At 72.8% G+C, this 17,597-nt stretch carries 17 protein-coding genes and 1 riboswitch; of the genes, 10 read left to right on the top strand and 7 right to left on the bottom strand.

What is annotated here, in order from left to right; genetic code table 11:
• Positions 1 to 37 precede the first annotated feature (37 nt).
• The 3 genes from AB0G11_RS39535 to AB0G11_RS39525 form a co-directional block, all read right to left on the bottom strand.
• Positions 38 to 712: a DNA alkylation repair protein gene (locus tag AB0G11_RS39535; RefSeq protein ID WP_357591780.1), complete on the bottom strand. Its 675-nt coding sequence runs from the start codon at positions 710 to 712 to the stop codon at positions 38 to 40.
• Positions 713 to 767: 55 nt separating this feature from the next.
• Positions 768 to 1,124 (bottom strand): hypothetical protein, encoded by a 357-nt coding sequence (locus AB0G11_RS39530; protein WP_357591778.1) that lies wholly within the window; start codon positions 1,122 to 1,124, stop codon positions 768 to 770.
• A 258-nt stretch (positions 1,125 to 1,382) separates the two neighbouring features.
• The gene (locus AB0G11_RS39525) at positions 1,383 to 2,237 is read right to left on the bottom strand and encodes a hypothetical protein (RefSeq protein ID WP_357591776.1); all 855 of its coding nucleotides are present in this window, start codon (positions 2,235 to 2,237) and stop codon (positions 1,383 to 1,385) included.
• A 173-nt stretch (positions 2,238 to 2,410) separates the two neighbouring features.
• Between AB0G11_RS39525 and AB0G11_RS39520 the strand changes: the two genes are divergently transcribed.
• From AB0G11_RS39520 to katG, 3 genes are read left to right on the top strand one after another with little or no spacing between them, the layout of a single operon-like run.
• Positions 2,411 to 3,760, top strand: coding sequence for an FAD-dependent monooxygenase (locus AB0G11_RS39520; protein ID WP_357591774.1), 1,350 nt, complete (start codon positions 2,411 to 2,413; stop codon positions 3,758 to 3,760).
• A 51-nt stretch (positions 3,761 to 3,811) separates the two neighbouring features.
• Positions 3,812 to 4,231: a Fur family transcriptional regulator gene (locus AB0G11_RS39515; RefSeq protein ID WP_357591772.1), complete on the top strand. Its 420-nt coding sequence runs from the start codon at positions 3,812 to 3,814 to the stop codon at positions 4,229 to 4,231.
• Between the two features lie 24 nt (positions 4,232 to 4,255).
• Positions 4,256 to 6,490 carry a catalase/peroxidase HPI gene (gene katG, locus AB0G11_RS39510; RefSeq protein WP_357591770.1) on the top strand — a complete coding sequence of 745 codons (2,235 nt, stop codon included), beginning with the start codon at positions 4,256 to 4,258 and terminating at the stop codon, positions 6,488 to 6,490.
• Between the two features lie 44 nt (positions 6,491 to 6,534).
• Here katG and AB0G11_RS39505 read toward each other — a convergent pair whose 3' ends face one another.
• Positions 6,535 to 7,791 (bottom strand): hypothetical protein, encoded by a 1,257-nt coding sequence (locus tag AB0G11_RS39505; RefSeq protein WP_357591768.1) that lies wholly within the window; start codon positions 7,789 to 7,791, stop codon positions 6,535 to 6,537.
• 143 nt (positions 7,792 to 7,934) lie between these two features.
• On the opposite strand from AB0G11_RS39505, the gene AB0G11_RS39500 reads away from it, so the two are divergent.
• From AB0G11_RS39500 to AB0G11_RS39490, 3 genes are all read left to right on the top strand, one after another.
• Complete coding sequence (locus AB0G11_RS39500) at positions 7,935 to 9,341, top strand: MFS transporter (protein ID WP_357591766.1); 1,407 nt, start codon at positions 7,935 to 7,937, stop codon at positions 9,339 to 9,341.
• A gap of 10 nt (positions 9,342 to 9,351) precedes the next feature.
• Positions 9,352 to 10,203, top strand: a complete 852-nt coding sequence (locus AB0G11_RS39495) for a DUF72 domain-containing protein (protein WP_357591764.1) — start codon at positions 9,352 to 9,354, stop codon at positions 10,201 to 10,203.
• Between the two features lie 67 nt (positions 10,204 to 10,270).
• A complete protein-coding gene (locus AB0G11_RS39490; RefSeq protein ID WP_219498822.1) occupies positions 10,271 to 11,302 on the top strand; it encodes an NAD(P)-dependent alcohol dehydrogenase in 1,032 nt (343 codons plus the stop codon).
• Here AB0G11_RS39490 and thiC read toward each other — a convergent pair.
• The 3 genes from thiC to AB0G11_RS39475 all read right to left on the bottom strand — a co-directional run bounded on the left by thiC (position 11,289) and on the right by AB0G11_RS39475 (position 14,598).
• Entirely contained in the window at positions 11,289 to 12,779 is a 1,491-nt protein-coding gene (gene thiC, locus AB0G11_RS39485; protein WP_357591762.1) for a phosphomethylpyrimidine synthase ThiC, read from the bottom strand. The genes AB0G11_RS39490 and thiC overlap by 14 nt on opposite strands.
• A riboswitch (TPP riboswitch) is annotated at positions 12,771 to 12,883 on the bottom strand. It overlaps the preceding gene by 9 nt.
• A gap of 64 nt (positions 12,884 to 12,947) precedes the next feature.
• On the bottom strand, positions 12,948 to 13,910 hold the full coding sequence (locus tag AB0G11_RS39480) for a hypothetical protein (protein WP_357591760.1): 963 nt from the start codon (positions 13,908 to 13,910) through the stop codon (positions 12,948 to 12,950).
• Between the two features lie 481 nt (positions 13,911 to 14,391).
• Complete coding sequence (locus AB0G11_RS39475) at positions 14,392 to 14,598, bottom strand: hypothetical protein (RefSeq protein ID WP_357591758.1); 207 nt, start codon at positions 14,596 to 14,598, stop codon at positions 14,392 to 14,394.
• Positions 14,599 to 14,619: 21 nt separating this feature from the next.
• Here AB0G11_RS39475 and AB0G11_RS39470 point away from each other — a divergent pair, with 21 nt between their 5' ends.
• The 4 genes from AB0G11_RS39470 to AB0G11_RS39455 all read left to right on the top strand — a co-directional run bounded on the left by AB0G11_RS39470 (position 14,620) and on the right by AB0G11_RS39455 (position 17,595).
• The gene (locus tag AB0G11_RS39470; protein WP_357591756.1) at positions 14,620 to 14,793 is read left to right on the top strand and encodes a hypothetical protein; all 174 of its coding nucleotides are present in this window, start codon (positions 14,620 to 14,622) and stop codon (positions 14,791 to 14,793) included.
• Between the two features lie 51 nt (positions 14,794 to 14,844).
• The gene (locus tag AB0G11_RS39465; protein WP_357591754.1) at positions 14,845 to 15,813 is read left to right on the top strand and encodes an AraC family transcriptional regulator; all 969 of its coding nucleotides are present in this window, start codon (positions 14,845 to 14,847) and stop codon (positions 15,811 to 15,813) included.
• A gap of 73 nt (positions 15,814 to 15,886) precedes the next feature.
• The gene (locus tag AB0G11_RS39460; protein ID WP_357591752.1) at positions 15,887 to 17,107 is read left to right on the top strand and encodes a styrene monooxygenase/indole monooxygenase family protein; all 1,221 of its coding nucleotides are present in this window, start codon (positions 15,887 to 15,889) and stop codon (positions 17,105 to 17,107) included.
• Positions 17,104 to 17,595 (top strand): flavin reductase family protein, encoded by a 492-nt coding sequence (locus AB0G11_RS39455; protein ID WP_357591750.1) that lies wholly within the window; start codon positions 17,104 to 17,106, stop codon positions 17,593 to 17,595. The genes AB0G11_RS39460 and AB0G11_RS39455 overlap by 4 nt, the downstream gene beginning before the upstream one ends.
• Positions 17,596 to 17,597: the final 2 nt, after the last annotated feature.

Genomic DNA, 17,597 nt, shown 5'->3' with positions numbered 1-17,597 from the left:
CACGACGGGCCCCGTGACCCTGTGGCCCGGGAATCGGCTACGAGGCCGCCTGCTGCCGGCGCACCATCTCGCCGATCCAGATCGGCGCATACGGCGACGTGCACCCCGGCGAGGTCGGGTAGTCCTTGAGCACCTCCAGCCGCTCCCCGATGGCCAGGGCGCGGGCGCGGTGTTCGGGGTGTTCGATCCCGATCTGGGCGAGGCAGGTGTTCATCGCCCACTGAAGCCGTTCCGGAGCGTCCTTCATCTCTTTCTCGACGAGGTCGAGCAGCCCGGCGAGGTCGATCCCCTCGGGCTTCTTCGCCACCCGTTCGGAGGTCAGCGCCCAGCCGGCGCTCGCGACCACCGGGTCGGGGTCGGCGAACCAGGCTACGCGCAGCTCCTCGGCGTGCGGGCTCTTCTTCACCACATAACTGACGAGCCAGTCGTGCACCTTGGGCGTGCGCGCCTCGCGCATCATGGCGTCGAGTTCGTCGCGCTCGTACGCCTTCGGGCGGCAGATCAGCATCGCCAGCAGCCTGGCGGCGGTGTCGCCCGTCTCCCAGAGCCGGCGCGCGAGGTCCTGCTGCGTCTTCAGCCGCTTGGCGAGGGCGCGCAGCTTGCCGAGGTTCACCCCGTGATCGTCGCCGTGCTTCTCGTTCACCTCGCGGATCCTGGGGTCCTCGAGCTCGGCCAGTTCGGCCATCACCTCGGCCACCGTCGTCTCGGCCACGTCAGCCTCCCGTCCGTCACCTGCGGGTTCAGCGTACGCCCGACTCGGCGGCCGTTCACCGTGTCGGCGTGAAGGACGAGACGGCCGCCCAGACGACGGCGACGGCGAGCACGACCCCCACGCCGAGCCGCCCCAGGCCCGCGGCCTGCACCACCGGCCGCCTCAGAACCCGGTCGCGCCCACGGCGGACGAACCCGGCCAGCGGCACCAGCAGCCACCAGTGGGAGTACGCGGTGGCCGCCAGCGCGACGAGGACGACCGGCAGCCCTATCACCCCGGCATCCACGGACCACTGGGTGAGATCATCCCAGAACGTCCCCCGCGTCCACACGTACACGACATGGAGCAGGCGCTCCTCGTGCACCACCGGCGTCAGGCGGTGGAACGCCGGCCCCCACGCCGCCGCCCCCACGGCCGGCAGCCACAGGACGATCCGGTACGGCCTCCGGGGCCGGGCTGAACGGGAGGCCGTGAGCAGCGCGGCGGCGGCGGGACGATCAGGCCGGTCGGGGCGGTCAGGACGGTCGTGGCGCAGAACCAGCCGGTGCCTGATCTGCCGATCCCGAACGTCGTGAGGATCACCGGCCCGGACGCGGCCAGGACCGCGCCGGCGCGTAACGCTCCCGCCGCCGGCTCGCGCACGGACATCACCCTTCCTGAGGCGACCGGATCAGGTGTTGCCCGAGTCCTCGGGGATGGGGGTGTTCTCGTCGCGGGTGTACTTCAGCAGGGCGGCCTCGGTGATGACCTCGTCGGCGGGCGGGGCGGTGACGGCGAGGCGGAACCCCCAGCCGGTGTAGCGCGTGTCGCTCCGCTTGACCAGGGGGCTCTTGCCCGTCCCGGCGGTGTCGTTGGTGACCAGGCGCTTGAGCAGCCCGTCGCGGCCCGTCCAGAGCTGCCAGGAGACCTTGCCCTTGCTCCGGGCGGTGATGGCCTTGCCGGACGACCAGTTGACCAGCGTGCCCTTGGCTGTCTTACGCAGCTCCGCGTAGCTCATCGTGCCCCGGTAGAGGCGCCCGCCGGGGACGGCCTTGCTCGTCGAGCACTTCAGCAGGGCCTTCACCAGGGCCGGGTCGTACACGTCGATGGGCTGCAGGCTGGCGTCCCCGGCCAGGTCGCGGCCGAAGCGGCCCCGGTGGCGGTCGGGGTAGATGATCCAGTTCTTGCCGGACGGGACCGGGCCGGACACGTGGCTGCGGCTGACGTACACGTCCTTGCGGACGCGGATCACCCGGTGGGACCTGGACTCGCCGAGGTCGCGCCAGGACAGGTCGGCGGCCACCGGGCCCGACGGGGAGAGCTGGACGCGGCCGGTGATCCGGGTCCCGGCAGGTTTGGCCTTCGTGCCGAAGGAGTAGCGGGTGGTCTCGGTGACGCGGACGCCGTGTTCGTGCCGGAGTTGCCGCTTGAGCGCGCTCGCCGGATCGGGGGCGGCGCCGGCGGCCTGGGCGGGGGAGGCTTGGGCATGGCCGACGGGGACGAAGGCGATCAGGAGGGCGGCGGCGAGGGTGACCCGTCGTCTCATGGAATCGGTCCTTGCTCGGGGGCGCTGTGAAGGCGGTCCCCAAGGGTATCGCGCGGCTTTCCGCCTGTCCCGTCCGGAAAGAGCGGGTCCGAAAAGAGCGGGTCCGGTGATAGCGGGTTCGTCCCGCGGTTTAGGGGTGGGGTGGCGGACGGGCGGCGGTCATCGTGGGTGTCATGAGGCATGCCGTCGTCATCGGAGCCAGCGTCTCCGGCCTGCTGGCCGCCGCCGCGCTGAGCAGGATCGCCGAGCGGGTCACCGTGCTCGACAGGGACCGGCTGCCCGGGGAGGACGTGCACCGGCGCGGCACGGCGCAGAGCCGGCACGCGCACGGCCTGCTGGCGCGCGGGCTGGAGGTGATGGAGCTGCTGCTTCCCGGCCTGACGGTGGAGCTGATGGAGCGGGGGGCGTTCGGCGGGGACCTGCAGGCGGACTGCCGGTGGATCAACGAGGGGCGGCGGCTGGCTCCGGCGCCGGGCCGCATGCCGGGGCTGCTGGTGAGCCGGCTGCTGCTGGAGGGGCAGATCCGGCGGCGGGTGAGCGCGCTGCCGGGGGTGGAGGTGGCCGGGGAGAGCCAGGTGGCCGACCTGACGCGCAGCGGCGACTGGGTGACGGGGGTGCGGCTGGTCTCGGGGGAGACGGTCAGCGCGGGCCTGGTGGTGGACGCGTCGGGGCGGGGCTCGCGGATGCCGGCGTGGCTGGGGCAGCTCGGGTTCCCGGCGCCCGCCGAGGAGCGGGTGGAGATCGACCTGACGTACACGACGCGGGTGTTCCGCCGCAGGCCCGACGACCTGGCCGGGGACCCGGTGGTGATCATGGCGGCGACGAGGGCGGTGCCGCGCGCCGGGGTGGCGCTGGCGATGGAGGGCGACCGGTGGATCGTCACCATCGGCGGCTACGGTGACGCGCCGCCCGCCGACCTGGCCAGCTTCGTCGCGTACGCGAGGTCGCTGCCCGCGCCCGACATCCACGAGCTGGTCTCCCGGGCGGAGCCGCTGGACGAGGGGACCCACCACCGGACTCCGGCCAGCGTGCGGCGGCGGTACGAGCGGCTGCCCCGCTTCCCGCGCGGGCTGGCGGTCGTGGGTGACGCGGTGTGCGCGTTCAACCCGATCTACGGCCAGGGCATGAGCGTGGCCGCCGTGGAGGCGCTGCGGCTGGGCGAGTGGGCCAGGCGCGACCGGCCCGCCCGCGAGCTGTTCCGGTCGATCGCCCGGGTCGTCGACGCGCCGTGGGACATCGTGGCCGCCAACGATCTGCGCCTGCCCGGGGTGCGCGGCCGGCGCACCGCGAAGATCAAGATGGTGAACGCCTATCTGGAGCGCTTCCACCGTGCCGCCGAGCACGACACCGAGCTCGGCCGCCGCTTCCTGCGGGTGGCCAACCTCCTCGATCCGCCGTCGGCGCTCCTGCGTCCGGCGTGCCTTTTCCGCGTGTTACGCGGGGGCTCGGACGTGGTGCGCGGCGATACTGGAGACGCGGTGCCGGCGGGGGAGCCGAGCTATCCGGCGCGGCACCAAAATTAAACGATTCGTTATCTTGTACCGTTCGCCTTTGCGTAGGTAAGTTTGGCGGCCATGACCGCACCGACCATCGCCGAGGAGCTGCGCGGGGCCGGCCTGCGGGTGACCGCCGCCCGCGTCGCCATGCTCCAGACCGTCCGGGACGGTGACCACCTCGGCGTCGAGGCGATCGCGTCCGGGGTGCGTGACCGTGTGGGACACATCTCCCTGCAAGCCGTGTACGAGGCGCTGCACGCCCTCACCGCGGCCGGGCTCGTACGCCGGATCGAGCCCGCTGGCAGCGCCGCCCGCTACGAGGGCCGCGTGGGCGACAACCACCACCACATCGTCTGCCGGTCGTGCGGCGCCGTCGCCGACGTCGACTGCGCGGTCGGCCACGCGCCGTGCCTGAGCGCGGCCGACGACCACGGCTTCGCGATCGACGAGGCCGAGGTCATCTACTGGGGCCTGTGCCCCCGATGTTCCAGCTCCTGAGCAAGAAAATCCCGGAAGGATTCCATGTCCGAGAACCATGATGCAATCGTCACCGACCCGAAGACGGAGGCAACGGGAGGCTGTCCGGTCGCGCACGATCGCGCCCCGCACCCCACCCAGGGCGGCGGCAACCGCCAGTGGTGGCCGGAGCGGCTCAACCTGAGGATTCTCGCCAAGAACCCGGTCGTGGCCAACCCGTTCGGCGGGGACTTCGACTACGCCGAGGAGTTCAAGAGCCTCGACCTGGCGGCCGTGAAGCGGGACATCGCCGAGGTGCTGACGACCTCGCAGGACTGGTGGCCCGCCGACTTCGGCCACTACGGCCCGTTCATCATCCGGATGGCCTGGCACAGCGCGGGCACGTACCGGATCAGCGACGGCCGCGGCGGCGCCGGGGCCGGCCAGCAGCGCTTCGCGCCCCTCAACAGCTGGCCCGACAACGCCAACCTCGACAAGGCCCGCCGCCTGCTGTGGCCGGTCAAGAAGAAGTACGGCCGCAAGCTCTCCTGGGCCGACCTGCTGGTCCTGTCCGGCAACGTGGCGCTGGAGTCGATGGGCTTCCAGACGTTCGGCTTCGCCGGCGGCCGCGAGGACGTGTGGGAGGCCGACGAGGACGTCTACTGGGGCCCCGAGTCCACCTGGCTCGGCGACCAGCGCTACAGCGGCGACCGCGAGCTGGAGAACCCGCTGGCCGCCGTCCAGATGGGCCTCATCTACGTCAACCCCGAAGGCCCGAACGGCAACCCCGACCCGCTCGCCGCGGCCCGCGACATCCGCGAGACGTTCCGCCGGATGGCGATGAACGACGAGGAGACGGCCGCCCTGATCGTCGGCGGTCACACGTTCGGCAAGACGCACGGCGCCGGCCCGTCCGACCACGTCGGCCCCGACCCCGAGGCCGCCTCCATCGAGGAGCAGGGCCTCGGCTGGCGCAACAGCTTCGGCACCGGCAAGGGCGGCGACACGATCACCAGCGGCCTTGAGGGCATCTGGACCAACACCCCGACGACCTGGGACAACAGCTTCCTGGAGATCCTGTACGGGTACGAGTGGGAGCTGTTCAAGAGCCCGGCGGGCGCCCACCAGTGGCGGCCGAAGGACGGCGCCGGCGAGGGCACCGTGCCCGACGCGCACGACCCGTCGAAGAGCCACGCCCCGACGATGCTGACCACCGACCTGTCGCTGCGCTACGACCCGATCTACGAGCAGATCACCCGGCGCTGGCTGGAGCACCCCGACGAGCTGGCCGACGCCTTCGCCCGCGCGTGGTTCAAGCTGACTCACCGCGACATGGGCCCGGTCGCCCGCTACCTCGGCCCGGAGGTCCCGTCCGAGGTGCTGCTCTGGCAGGACCCGCTGCCCGCGGTGACGCACGAGCTCGTCGACGCCGCCGACGTGGCCGCGCTCAAGGAGCAGGTGCTGGCCTCGGGCCTGTCGGTGTCGGAGCTGGTGTCCACCGCGTGGGCGTCGGCCTCGTCGTTCCGCGGCAGCGACAAGCGCGGCGGCGCCAACGGCGCGCGCATCCGCCTCCAGCCGCAGATCGGGTGGGAGGTCAACGACCCCGACCGGCTCGCGACCGCGCTCGGCACCCTGGAGGGCATCCAGAAGGCGTTCAACGGCGCCCAGACCGGCGGCAAGCAGATCTCGCTGGCCGACCTGATCGTGCTCGCCGGCTGCGCGGGCGTCGAGAAGGCCGCCAGGGACGCCGGTTTCGCCGTCCAGGTCCCGTTCACGCCGGGCCGGGTGGACGCCTCCCAGGAGGAGACCGACACCGAGTCGTTCGCCGCCCTGGAGCCGACCGCCGACGGGTTCCGCAACTACCTGGGCAAGGGCAACCGCCTCCCGGCCGAATACCTGCTCATCGACCGGGCCAACCTGCTCACGCTGAGCGCCCCCGAGATGACGGTCCTGGTCGGCGGCCTGCGCGTGCTGGGGGCCAACTACCAGCGCTCGCAGCTCGGCGTCTTCACCACGACGCCCGGCGTGCTGACCAACGACTTCTTCGTCAACCTGCTCGACCTGGGCACGACGTGGAAGGCGACGTCCGGCGACGCGACCACGTTCGAGGGGCGCGACGCCGCCACGGGCGAGGTCAAGTGGACCGGCAGCCGCGCTGACCTGGTGTTCGGCTCCGACTCCGAGCTGCGTGCCGTCGCCGAGGTCTACGCCGGCGACGACGCCAAGGAGAAGTTCGTGACGGACTTCGTCGCGGCCTGGAACAAGGTCATGAACCTGGACCGGTTCGACCTGGCCAAGTAGTCCCGGTGTCGGGGCCGGTCCGCGCCGGACCGGCCCCGACCTGGTCAGCGCCTCGGCCTGAAGTGGTGCTTCACCATGTAGGCGGTCACCTGCCTGCCGATCTTCGCGCCTGCCACGTCGGCCGCGCGGGTGTGGATGCCGCCCCAGATCCGGGCCTCGGTGACCTCGGCCAGTGCGTGCGAGAAGCCGCGGAAGTGCCTGGTCGTGCCCGCGTCGTGGCTGAACCCGCTGAACGCGATGTCGTCGCGGCCGAAGAAGTGCGTCAGCGCCGACATGCCCGCCCCGCTGAAACACGTGTGCCCGGACGTGTAGTCCGGATGCGGCGGCGTGACCAGCAGCGGCGTCCAGCCGGGATCGGCGGCCGTCTCGGGGTTGCCGTCGCCGTCGGCCTCCCGGATCGCGGTGACCGGCCGCCAGAACGCCCACCGCGCCTTCTCGTTGTAGCAGGCGATCGTCGCGTCGGCCTCGGCCATGCCGACCATCGCGAACATCCGCGCCGTCCGCAGCGTGCTCAGCCGCTGCGTCGTCGCGAGCTGCCGCTTGATCTCCCACTCGGCCAGGTGCCGGTCGTGCCACCAGATCGCGGCCTCCGTCTGGTCGGCCGTGCGCAGCGTGCTGTCCTTGCCGCCGACGGCCTTGACCTCGTTGAAGTCGCGCGCGTACTGCTCGCTGGTCAGCGCCGGTGGGCCCGAGGTGCGGAACATCGACGGGCGCGGGAGCATGAACGGCTTCAGCTCGCCCACCCAGGCGCCGTCCGACCCGAAGCCGGGCGGTGTCGGCCGCCACCGGCCCGGCTCCGTCCCCGTCGGCCACGTCTGATCCCCGAACGCCCCGTCGTCCCGCCGCGCCGCGACCATCGCCGCGGCCGCCCGCGCCCCGACCGCGATCCCGCGCCGTTTGGCCGCCCCGTCGGGGACCGCCGCCAGCGACTCGCCGTACTGCGCCTCCAGCCTCTCCCGCTGCTCCGGGAACAGCGCCCGCAGCACGCCGAACGCCGCCGACGCCACGGCCGCCTCCGTCGACGCGCTCCCGCCGGCCTTCGGCGCCACCAGATACGGCTCGTACGGGCTGCCGGCGATCGCGTTCACCGCGTCGTAGACGGCGCCGTGCACCATGGCGAAGCTGCGCGCCTGCACCTGCGGCTGCTGCCTGGCCACCTCCCAGATCGCCGTCTCGGCGTTCCTGTCCCACACGATGACGGCGTTCTCCGGCGCTCGCGCCTCGGCCGCGCTCGCGCCGGGAGCCCCGGCCACGACGACGAACGCCACCACTGCCCCGACGGCCTTGCGTAATACGGACATGCAAGCAACGTACCTCCCGGAAGATCGCCTAGATAGGGGCGCCTTCGACCGAGGGTGGAGGGTTCGCCGACCGGGCTTGCTGGTGGGCGGGGGCGCTGGGCGCGGGAAGTCTCCGGGGCCGGTGCAACGACACGCTTGAAGCCATGACTTCAACGGACGACGCGGTCGAGGCCGCGTCCTGGCGGGAACTGCTGGGCCCGCGCCATCTGGGTTCGGCGGTGGTGCTGGCGGGCGGCGTGCTCGTCGGCGCGATCAACATCTACCTGGCCTCCAGCCTGCTGCCCACGGCGGTGGCCGACATCGGGGGCGCCGGCTTCTACGCCTGGAACATGACGTTCTACCTCGTCGCCATGGTGATCGCGACGATGCTGGTCAGCCGGGTGCTGGCCCGGTGGGGGAACGTGGGCGCGTACCTGATGGGGTTCGGCGGGTTCGTGGCGGGGTCGCTGGCGTGCGCGGTGAGCCCGGCGATGCCGGTGCTGCTGGCTGGGCGGGGCGTGCAGGGGCTCGGGGCGGGGCTGCTGTCCGGCCTGGGGTTCGCGGTGATCCACTCGGCGCTGCCGCGCCGGTTGTGGACGCGCGGAAACGCGCTGATGTCGGCGATGTACGGGGTCGGCAACTTCGCGGGTCCGGCGCTCGGGGGGCTGTTCGCGCAGTTCGGGTCCTGGCGGCTGGCGTTCTTGGCGATGGCGGTGATCGGGGCGGTGTGCGCTGGGATCGTGCCCCGGGTGGTGCCGCGCGGTGAGCGCGGGGGAGGGCGGACGCCGGTGCCGGTGGTGTCGCTGGTGCTGGTGACGGCCGCCACGGTGGCCGTGAGCCTGGCGGGGGTGCTGCCCGGGACGGCGGCGATGGCGGCCGGGGTCGCGGTGGCGCTGCTGCTGGTCGGCGGGTTCGTGGCGCATGAGCGGCGCAGCGGGAGGCGGGTGTTCCCCCGGACGACCTACACGGCGGGGTCGGCGCTGAAGTGGGTGTATCTGACGATCGGGCTGCTGACGTTCGGCGTGGCGGTCGAGACGTTCGTGCCGCTGTTCGCGCAGCGGCTGGGCGGGCTGCCTCCGGTGACGGCGGGGCTGCTGGGTGCGGCGGTCTCGCTCGGCTGGTCGCTGACGCAGCTCGGCAGCGCCTCGGCGGCAGGCGGGCGCGCGGTGCGGCGGCTGTGCGTGCTGGGGCCGTTGGTCCTGGCGCTGGGCTTCCTCGCGCAGGGCCTGCTGCTGAGGGACGCGGCGCCGGGCTGGCTGATGCTGGTGTGGGCTCCGGCGCTGGTCGTGGCGGGTTCGGGGATCGGGCTGGCGTATCCGCATCTGTCGGTGGCGGCGATGTCGAGCACGTCGGATCCGGCGGAGGGCCGTCAGGCGGCTGCCGCGATCGCCACGGTGACGAGCCTGTCGATCGCGTTCGGCACGGCGGTGGCCGGGGTGCTGCTCAACGCCGGGGGCGCGTCGATGCTGACCTCGGCCCGGTACGTGCTGTTCGGGTTCGCGCTCGTCTGCGCGGTGGGCGCCGTCACGGCCCGCGCCGCGAACCGGCGGGCCGGTGCGGAGACCCGATAGCGTCGGGTGCATGCGGCTTCATGTGGGTTGTGCGATGTGGACGCACGCGCCGTGGCAGGGTCGGTTCCTCCCCCATCCGCTCGCGCAGGGCGAGCGGCTGCGGGCGTACGCGACGTGGTGCAACGCGGTCGAGGGCAACACGACGTTCTACGCGACGCCGTCGAGGAGCACGGTGGAGACGTGGGCGGCCCAGACCGATCCGGGGTTCAGGTTCGTGGTGAAGCTGCCGAAGGCGATCACGCACGAGCGCCGCCTGACGGGGGCGCAGGAGGAGTTGGGGGCGTTCCTGCACGCGATGGAGCCGCTGGGGCCCCGGGTGCACGCGCTGTGGGTGCAGGTGCCGGGGTCGTTCGGGCCGGGTGACCTGGGCGCGCTGGCCGCGTTCCTCCGCAGGCTGCCCGCGGGGCTGCGCCCGGCGGTGGAGGTGCGGCATCGGGCGTTCTTCGAGGACGAGCGGGCCGTGGGGCAGTTGGAGCGGGTGCTGGCGGGGGCGGGCGCGGAGTGGGTGCCGTTCGACACCACGACGCTGTTCGGCAGCCCGCCGACCAGCGACGCCGAGCGTGACGCGTGGACGAAGAAGCCGCGGGTCCCGCGCCGGGCGCGGGCGCTGACGGACCGGCCGATCGTCCGCTACCTGGGCAGGGACGACGTGGACCGGACGGTGGCGGGCTGGCAGGGCTGGGTCGGCACGGTGGCCGGGTGGCTGCGCGAGGGCCGTTCGCCGACGGTGTTCGTGCACACGCCGGACAACGCCGAGGCGCTGCCGCTCGCCCGGCGCTTCCACGACGAGGTACGGGCCCGGGTCCCCGGGCTGGAGCCGTTGCCCGAGCCGATGCCCGCCGAGCCGCCGACGCTGTTCTGAGCTCGGGATTTCGGCCGCCCGGAACGTGGCATGTACCGGGGGAGGGGCTCGGGAAGCGAGGAGAGGCATGAAAGCTGTCCAGTTGGCCGGCCAGGGGAGCATGCCCGAGGTCGTGACGGTGCCCGACCCCGAGCCGGCTCCCGGTGAGGTGCTGCTCCGGGTCAGGGCGTCCGGGATGTGCCATTCGGACATCGCGGTGATCGAGAACCCGCTGCTCGTCGGGGGCAGCCTGCCGCTGATCCTCGGCCACGAGGGCGCGGGCACGGTGGCGGCGCTCGGCGACGGGGTGACGGGCGTCGAGGTGGGCCAGGACGTGGTCGTGTACGGGCCGTGGGGGTGCGGCACCTGCCGCAACTGCTCCAGGGGCGCGGAGAACTACTGCACCCGGGCCCAGGACCTCGCCATCAAGCCGCCCGGCCTGGGCGCTCCCGGCGCCATGGCCGAGTACATGATCGTCGACGACGTCCGTCACCTGGTCCCGGTGGAGGGGCTGGACCTGGCGCAGGCGGCGCCGCTGACCGACGCGGGGCTCACGCCCTACCACGCGATCAAGCGGAGCCTGGCCAAGCTGGTGCCGGGCAGCACGGCGGTGGTCATCGGGACGGGCGGGCTGGGCCACATGGCGGTCCAGATCCTGCGGGCGATGAGCGCGACGCGGGTGATCGCGCTCGACATCAGCGAGGAGAAGCTGGAGCTGGCCAGGGAGATCGGCGCGCACGAGACCGTGATCTCCGACGAGGCCGCCGCCGGCCGGGTGCGGGAGCTGACCGGCGGGCTGGGCGCCGACCTGGTGCTGGACTTCGTCGGCATCCAGCCCACCGTGACGCTGGCGGGCGCGTGCGCGGGGGTGTGCTCGGACGTGACGATCGTCGGGGTGGCCGACGGCCGCCTGCCCGTCGGGTTCGGCAGCGGCCCGTACGAGATGGCGGTGTCGGTCCCCTACTGGGGCGGCCGGGACGAGCTCATCGAGGTGCTGGCGCTGGCCCGGTCGGGCGCCATCGGCGTGCGCGTGGAGCCGCACTCGCTCGACGAGGCGCCGCGCACGTACCAGCGCCTGCACGACAACGAGATCGTCGGCCGGGCCGTCATCGTCCCGTGAGGTCCCGCAGCTCGTGGCTGATCCGCATCGAGCAGAACCTGGGCCCGCACATCGAGCAGAAGTGCGCGTTCTTGGCGGGTTCGGCGGGCAGCGTCTCGTCGTGGAAGGCCCGAGCGGTGGCCGGGTCGAGCGACAGGTCGAACTGGTCCTCCCAGCGGAACTCGAACCGGGCGTCCGACAGCGCGTCGTCCCACGCCTGGGCCTGCGGGTGGCCCTTGGCGAGGTCGGCGGCGTGCGCGGCGATCTTGTACGTGATCACGCCGGTTTTGACGTCGTCCCTGTTGGGCAGGCCGAGGTGCTCCTTGGGGGTGACGTAGCAGAGCATCGCGGTGCCGTACCAGCCGATCATGGCGGCGCCGATGCCCGAGGTGATGTGGTCGTAGCCGGGCGCGATGTCGGTGACCAGCGGGCCGAGCGTGTAGAAGGGGGCGTCGTCGCAGATCTCGCGCTGGAGGTCGACGTTCTCCTTGATCTTGTGCATGGGCACGTGGCCGGGGCCCTCGATCATCACCTGGACGTCGTGGTCGCGGGCGATCCTGGTCAGCTTGCCCAGCGTGCGCAGCTCGGCGAACTGGGCCTCGTCGTTGGCGTCGGCGATCGAGCCCGGGCGCAGGCCGTCGCCCAGCGAGAACGACACGTCGTAGGCGGCGAAGATCTCGCACATGTCGGCGAAGCGCTCGTACAGGAAGCTCTCGCGCCCGTGGGCCACGCACCAGGCGGCCATGATCGAGCCGCCCCGGGAGACGATGCCGGTCTTGCGCCCGGCGGTCAGCGGGACGAACGCGCGGCGCACGCCGGCGTGCACGGTCATGTAGTCGACGCCCTGCTCGCACTGCTCGATCAGCGTCTCGCGGAACACCTCCCACGACAGCTCGGCCGCCTGCCCGCCGACCTTCTCCAGCGCCTGGTAGAGCGGCACGGTGCCGACCGGGACGGGGGAGTTGCGGATGATCCGCTCGCGGGTGGCGTGGATGTCGCGGCCGGTCGACAGGTCCATGATCGTGTCGGCGCCCCACCGGGTGGCCCAGGTCATCTTCTCGACCTCCTCGGCGATCGAGGAGGTGACCGCCGAGTTGCCGATGTTGGCGTTGATCTTCACGAGGAAGTTGCGGCCGATGATCATCGGTTCGGACTCGGGGTGGTTGACGTTGGCGGGGATGATGGCCCGGCCCGCGGCGACCTCCTGCCGGACGAACTCCGGCTCGACGCCCTCCCGGACCGCCACGAACTCCATCTCGGGCGTGGTCGTCCCGGCCCGCGCACAGCCCACCTGCGTGACGGGCCCGCCGGCGCGGGCGCGGATCCACTCCGCGCGCCTCGGCGCCAGCCCGCGGGCCAGGTCGACGGTGACCTCCGGGTCGGTGTACGGGCCCGAGGTGTCGTACAGGCGGACGCGCTCGCCGTTAGACAGTCTGATCTCGCGCATCGGCACGCGGAGATCCCCGGTGTAGACCTTGGAAAAACGCGCGTCGCTCATCGCGCAACTCCCTTCGCCGGCATTACCCGGAGCAGGTTCTGGCGGTCGGCGGCTGGGCAGCCGTCCTCTCAGCCCGGTCGCACCGGGCTCCCGCGTTGGACCCGGTCAACGTAACCCGGCGAAGAAAGTCATGCAAGATCGGCCGAATTAGTGGCGGCCGTTTATGGCTCAGTCGAGGCCGAGTTCGCGGCGGGCGCGGGCGTAGCGGCGGCCGGGGGTGAGCGAGCCGGCCGACCAGGGCAGGATCTCCGGGACGCGGCGGCCGGCGTTCATGAGCAGGCTCTGGGCGCGCGCGTGGTGGCCGCCGTAGTAGAAGGCGGCGCCGAACAGGTGCATCGCCTCCACGGACCGGGGGTGCGGCCGGGGCCTGGCGTGCCAGGTGTCGACGGCGTCGATCAGCTCCTCGGCCACGTACGGGTCGCGGAAGTGCGCTTCGAGCACCTCCTGGGCGTCGCGGCCCGAGGCGGCGATCTCGCTCCAGGCGACCTCGAAGTGGGCCAGCGGCAGCATCGCGGTGACCAGGTCGCCGGGGCCGGCGGTGGCCGCGGCGGTGCGGGCGAAGGCCAGCACCTCCTCGTCGGAGCCGTGCCACTTGCCGCACAGCGCCTGGGCGCGGGTGTAGTGCCCGGCGAACAGGCGGGGCGCGCGGCTGGTCAGCTCCTCCCACAGGCGGTCCAGCTCGTCCCGGTCGCCCAGGCCCATGGCCTGCCACTGCAGGACGTCCCACGGCACCGGGTCTCCGGGGTCCGCCTCGGCGGCCCGGCGCAGCGGCCCGGCGGCGGTGGCGAGCTGCTCGTGGAAACGGCCGGTGAGGTCGTCGCGCAGCTCCCAGGCGTGCTGCACCCGGGCCGCGCCCAGCCACAGCAGCGCGTCGGGGTCGTCGCCGGCCAGCCGCTCCAGCGCGTCGAGGTGCGCCTCGGCGGCCGTGGCGAGCTCGGTGACGCGCAGGGCACGCAGCTCGTGGTCGTCGCGGGCCTGCCTGATCAGGTCCAGGCCGCGCTCCAGCCGCCCGGCGCGGACGCGGCGCAGGGCCACGTCCAGCGCGGGGTCGTGCCACGCCCTGCCCACCTGCATGCGGGAGGTCTTCTCCAGGACGAACGCGGCGGCGCGAAACACCTTGACCGGGATCACGGCTGATGAATATCGCGAAGTGTCGTGCCGGCGCAATGAGAAATACGCCATGTCGGATCATTGAGCTTATTAAGCTGCGGTTATATGGCACGACAATTGCTCTGGCCATTTTCAGCTTATCTCGGTGACGCCCGGAGGTATCCCGATGTGCGGTGAACCGCTGATGCCGGCCCCGGTGGCCGCCGCACTCGACGAGTACCGGATGCTGCGCGACAGGCACGGGCCGTGCTGGGGCGAGGAGCCGCTGGCGTACGTGACCCAGGCCCGGGCCACGGTCTTCCTCGACCGGCGCCACGACTACTGGGGCCCGGCGCTGCGCCAGCTCGCCGAGCGCTTCCCGGGCACGAGCTGCGGGCCGTCACCCGGGTGGCCTTCGGCGAGTTCCGCACGGCGCTGCTGCTCGACTCCGCGCCACCGCCTCCGCCCCGCCCGGCTGGGAGCGGGTGTACGCGCGCGTCGACGGCCCGCTGACCGCCGAGTCCTACGCCGAGGCGATCCTGCTCTGCCGCACGTTCACCACCACCGGGCCGTGGCTGGAGCTCACGGTGAACGGCGAGGGGCCCGGCGCCACGCTGGACGTCGCGCCGGGGGAGCGGGTGGAGATCGCGGTGACCTCGATCGGGCCCGAGGTCGAGACGCTGGAGATCCGCACCGCCGACGGGGTGCTCGCGCAGGGCCCGCCCGGCACACCAGCCCGGTCTACCTGGACGTGGCCGGCGGGCATGTGGCCCGGCAGGAGGACGTGCGCTGGTGCCTGGCCTGGCTGGACCGGCTGGCCGAGGTGGTGCGCGAGTTCGGCCGCTTCGACACCGAGGAGCAGTACGGCGACCACCTCGACCTGTACGAACGCGCCAGGAAGGTGTATCGGAGCCGGCTCCCCTGATCTGTGCATTTTTGCCTGGAACGCTGCCGCAGATCATGTCGATGATCGGGCATGGACGGTGTTCTGCTCGGCAACAGCCCGCTGTTCGCCAGCTCGGATCTCGACGAGGTGCGGGAGCAGGTCGGACGGGTGTTCTGCCCGCACCGGCTGGACGTGACCGGCGACGCCGGGCTGCTGGCCGCCCGCTTCAACTCCGCGCAGCTCGGCTCCGTGCGCGTCAGCTACCTCGACTACGGCGCCGAGGTGCGCATCGAGCCGGGCGAGCTGGAGTCCTTCTACCTGGTGCAGATCCCGATCGCCGGGCGCAGCCTGATCCGGTGCGGCGGCCAGGAGATCGTCTCGACGCCGGGGCTGGCCTCGCTGCCGTCGCCGACCGAGCGCCTGGACATGCGCTGGGGCGCGGGCTGCCCGCAGCTCATCGTCAAGTTCGACCGGCAGGCCGTGGAAGGCGCGGTCGAGCAGTTGCTCGGCGAGCCGGTCGCCGAGCCGGTGGTGTTCGACCTGGGCGTGGACCTGACCGGCGCGTGGGGGCAGGGCTGGCGGGCGATGGCCGGGCTGCTCGTCGGCGCCGCCGAGACCGGAGGCGCGCAGCCGCTGGCCGCCGCCCATCTGGAGAACGCCCTGCTGTTCAGCCTCGTCACCACGCAGCCGTCCAACTACCTGGGCCGGCTGATCGCGCCCCGTCCCGCGGCGGTGCCCAAGGTGGTGCGCCGGGCGATGGCGTTCATCGACGAGCACGCCCACCTGCCGATCACCACCGGCGACGTGGCGCGGGCCGTGGCCGTGAGCGTCCGCTCGCTCCAGGAGGGCTTCCGCGCCCACCTCGGGATCACCCCGATGGCGCACCTGCGCGACGTGCGGCTGGCCCGGGTGCACGCCGAGCTGCTGGCGGGTGACCCGGCCCGGTGCACGGTGACCACGGTCGCCGCCCGCTGGGGCTTCCTCCACCAGGGCCGCTTCGCCGCCGCCTACCGCGACAGGTACGGCCGCGCGCCCTCGGCCACGCTGCGGCTGAGCTGACTCCGCGTCCAGCGGACGGGATCCGCGCTCAGTGGATGGCTCGGCCGGGGGGCCGGAAAATACCGTTCCCGGTATGCGAAAGATTCTGATCGTCGGCGCCGGGCAGTCTGGACTGCACCTGGCGCTCGGGCTGCTGAAGAACGGTTACGACGTCACCGTGGTCTCCAACCGGACCCCGGACGACATCCGCGACGGCCGGGTCATGTCGAGCCAGGCCATGTTCGGCACCACGCTGGGTCACGAGCGCGCGCTCGGCCTGGACCACTGGCCGCACTGCCCGCCCATCGACGGCATCCGGTTCGCCGTCGCGGGGCCCGACGGCGGCCAGGCGATCGGCTGGGCGGCCCGGCTGCGCGAGCCCGCCCGCAGCGTGGACCAGCGGGTCAAGATGCCCGCCTGGCTGGCCGAGGTGGAGGAGCTGGGCGGCCGGGTCGAGATCCGCGACGTGACGCCCGCCGACCTGGAGACCTACGCCGCCACGCACGACCTGGTCCTGGTGGCCGCCGGCAAGGGCAAGATCGCTTCGCTGTTCGAGCGGGACGCCGCCAGGTCCCCCTACGACGCACCGCAGCGGACGCTCGCGCTCACCTACGTCACCGGCCTGACGCCCAGGCCGGAGCACTCGGCGGTGTGCTTCAACGTGATCCCGGGCGTGGGCGAGTACTTCGTCTTCCCCGCGCTGACCGTGACCGGCCCGTGCGAGATCATGGTGTTCGAGGGCGTCCCGGGCGGCCCGATGGACTGCTGGGGCGAGGTGCGCACCCCCGCCGAGCACCTGGCCACGAGCCGGTCGATTCTGGAGACGTTCCTGCCGTGGGAGGCCGCCCGGTGCGACGGGATCGAGCTGACCGACGCGATGGGCACGCTGACCGGGCGGTTCGCGCCGACCGTGCGGCGGCCGGTCGCGGTGCTGCCCACCGGCGCCCCGGTGCTGGGCGTCGCCGACGTGGTGGTGCTCAACGACCCCATCACCGGCCAGGGCGCGGGCAACGCGGCCCGGTGCGCCGCCGCCTACCTCCAGGCGATCCTGGAGCACGGCGACCGGCCGTTCGACCAGGCGTGGATGGAGCGCACGTTCGAGCGGTTCTGGGAGCAGGCGCGGCACGTCACCGACTGGACCAACGCGCTGCTCGCCCCGCCCCCGCCGCACGTGCTGGAGATCCTCGGCGCGGCCGGGTCGCTGCCCGAGGTGGCCTCGCGCTTCGTCAACGGCTTCGACGACCCGACGGACTTCGCCGAGTGGTTCATGGACCCGGACAGCGCCCGGCGCTATCTGGCCGAGGTGTCGTCATGAGGGCGCTGCGTGACGCGCTCGGCCGCTACGCCACCGGGGTGGCCGTGGTGACCACCGCCCTGCCCGGCGAGCGCGCCGGGCTCACGGTGAACTCCTTCGCCTCGGTGTCGCTGGACCCGGCCCTGGTGCTGTGGTGCCTGTCGAGCCGGGCGCCGAGCGCGCCCGCGTTCCTGCGGGCCGGCCGGTTCGGGGTGAACGTGCTGGCCGCCGGGCAGGAGGAGCTGTCGCGGCGGTTCAGCAGGCCGGCTCCAGACAAGTTCGACGGGGTGGCGACGCGGCTGACGCCCACGGGGCTGCCGGCGCTGGCGGGCGCGCTGGCGTTCTTCGCCTGTCGTACGGTGAGCGCGCAGGAGGCGGGCGACCATCTGGTGATGGTGGGGGAGGTCGAGCACTTCGAGTGGCAGGAGGGCGACCCGCTGGTCTTCCACGCGGGCCGCTATCGGGAGCTGTGCGCCAGGGACGGCGCGCTGGCGCGGATCGGCGCCTGAAC

Source organism: Nonomuraea sp. NPDC023979, from assembly GCF_040639085.1.
GTDB classification, from domain to species: domain Bacteria; phylum Actinomycetota; class Actinomycetes; order Streptosporangiales; family Streptosporangiaceae; genus Nonomuraea; species Nonomuraea ceibae.
The sequence above is the reverse complement of the archived record's forward strand: the minus strand, read 5'-3'. Positions and strand labels throughout refer to the sequence as shown.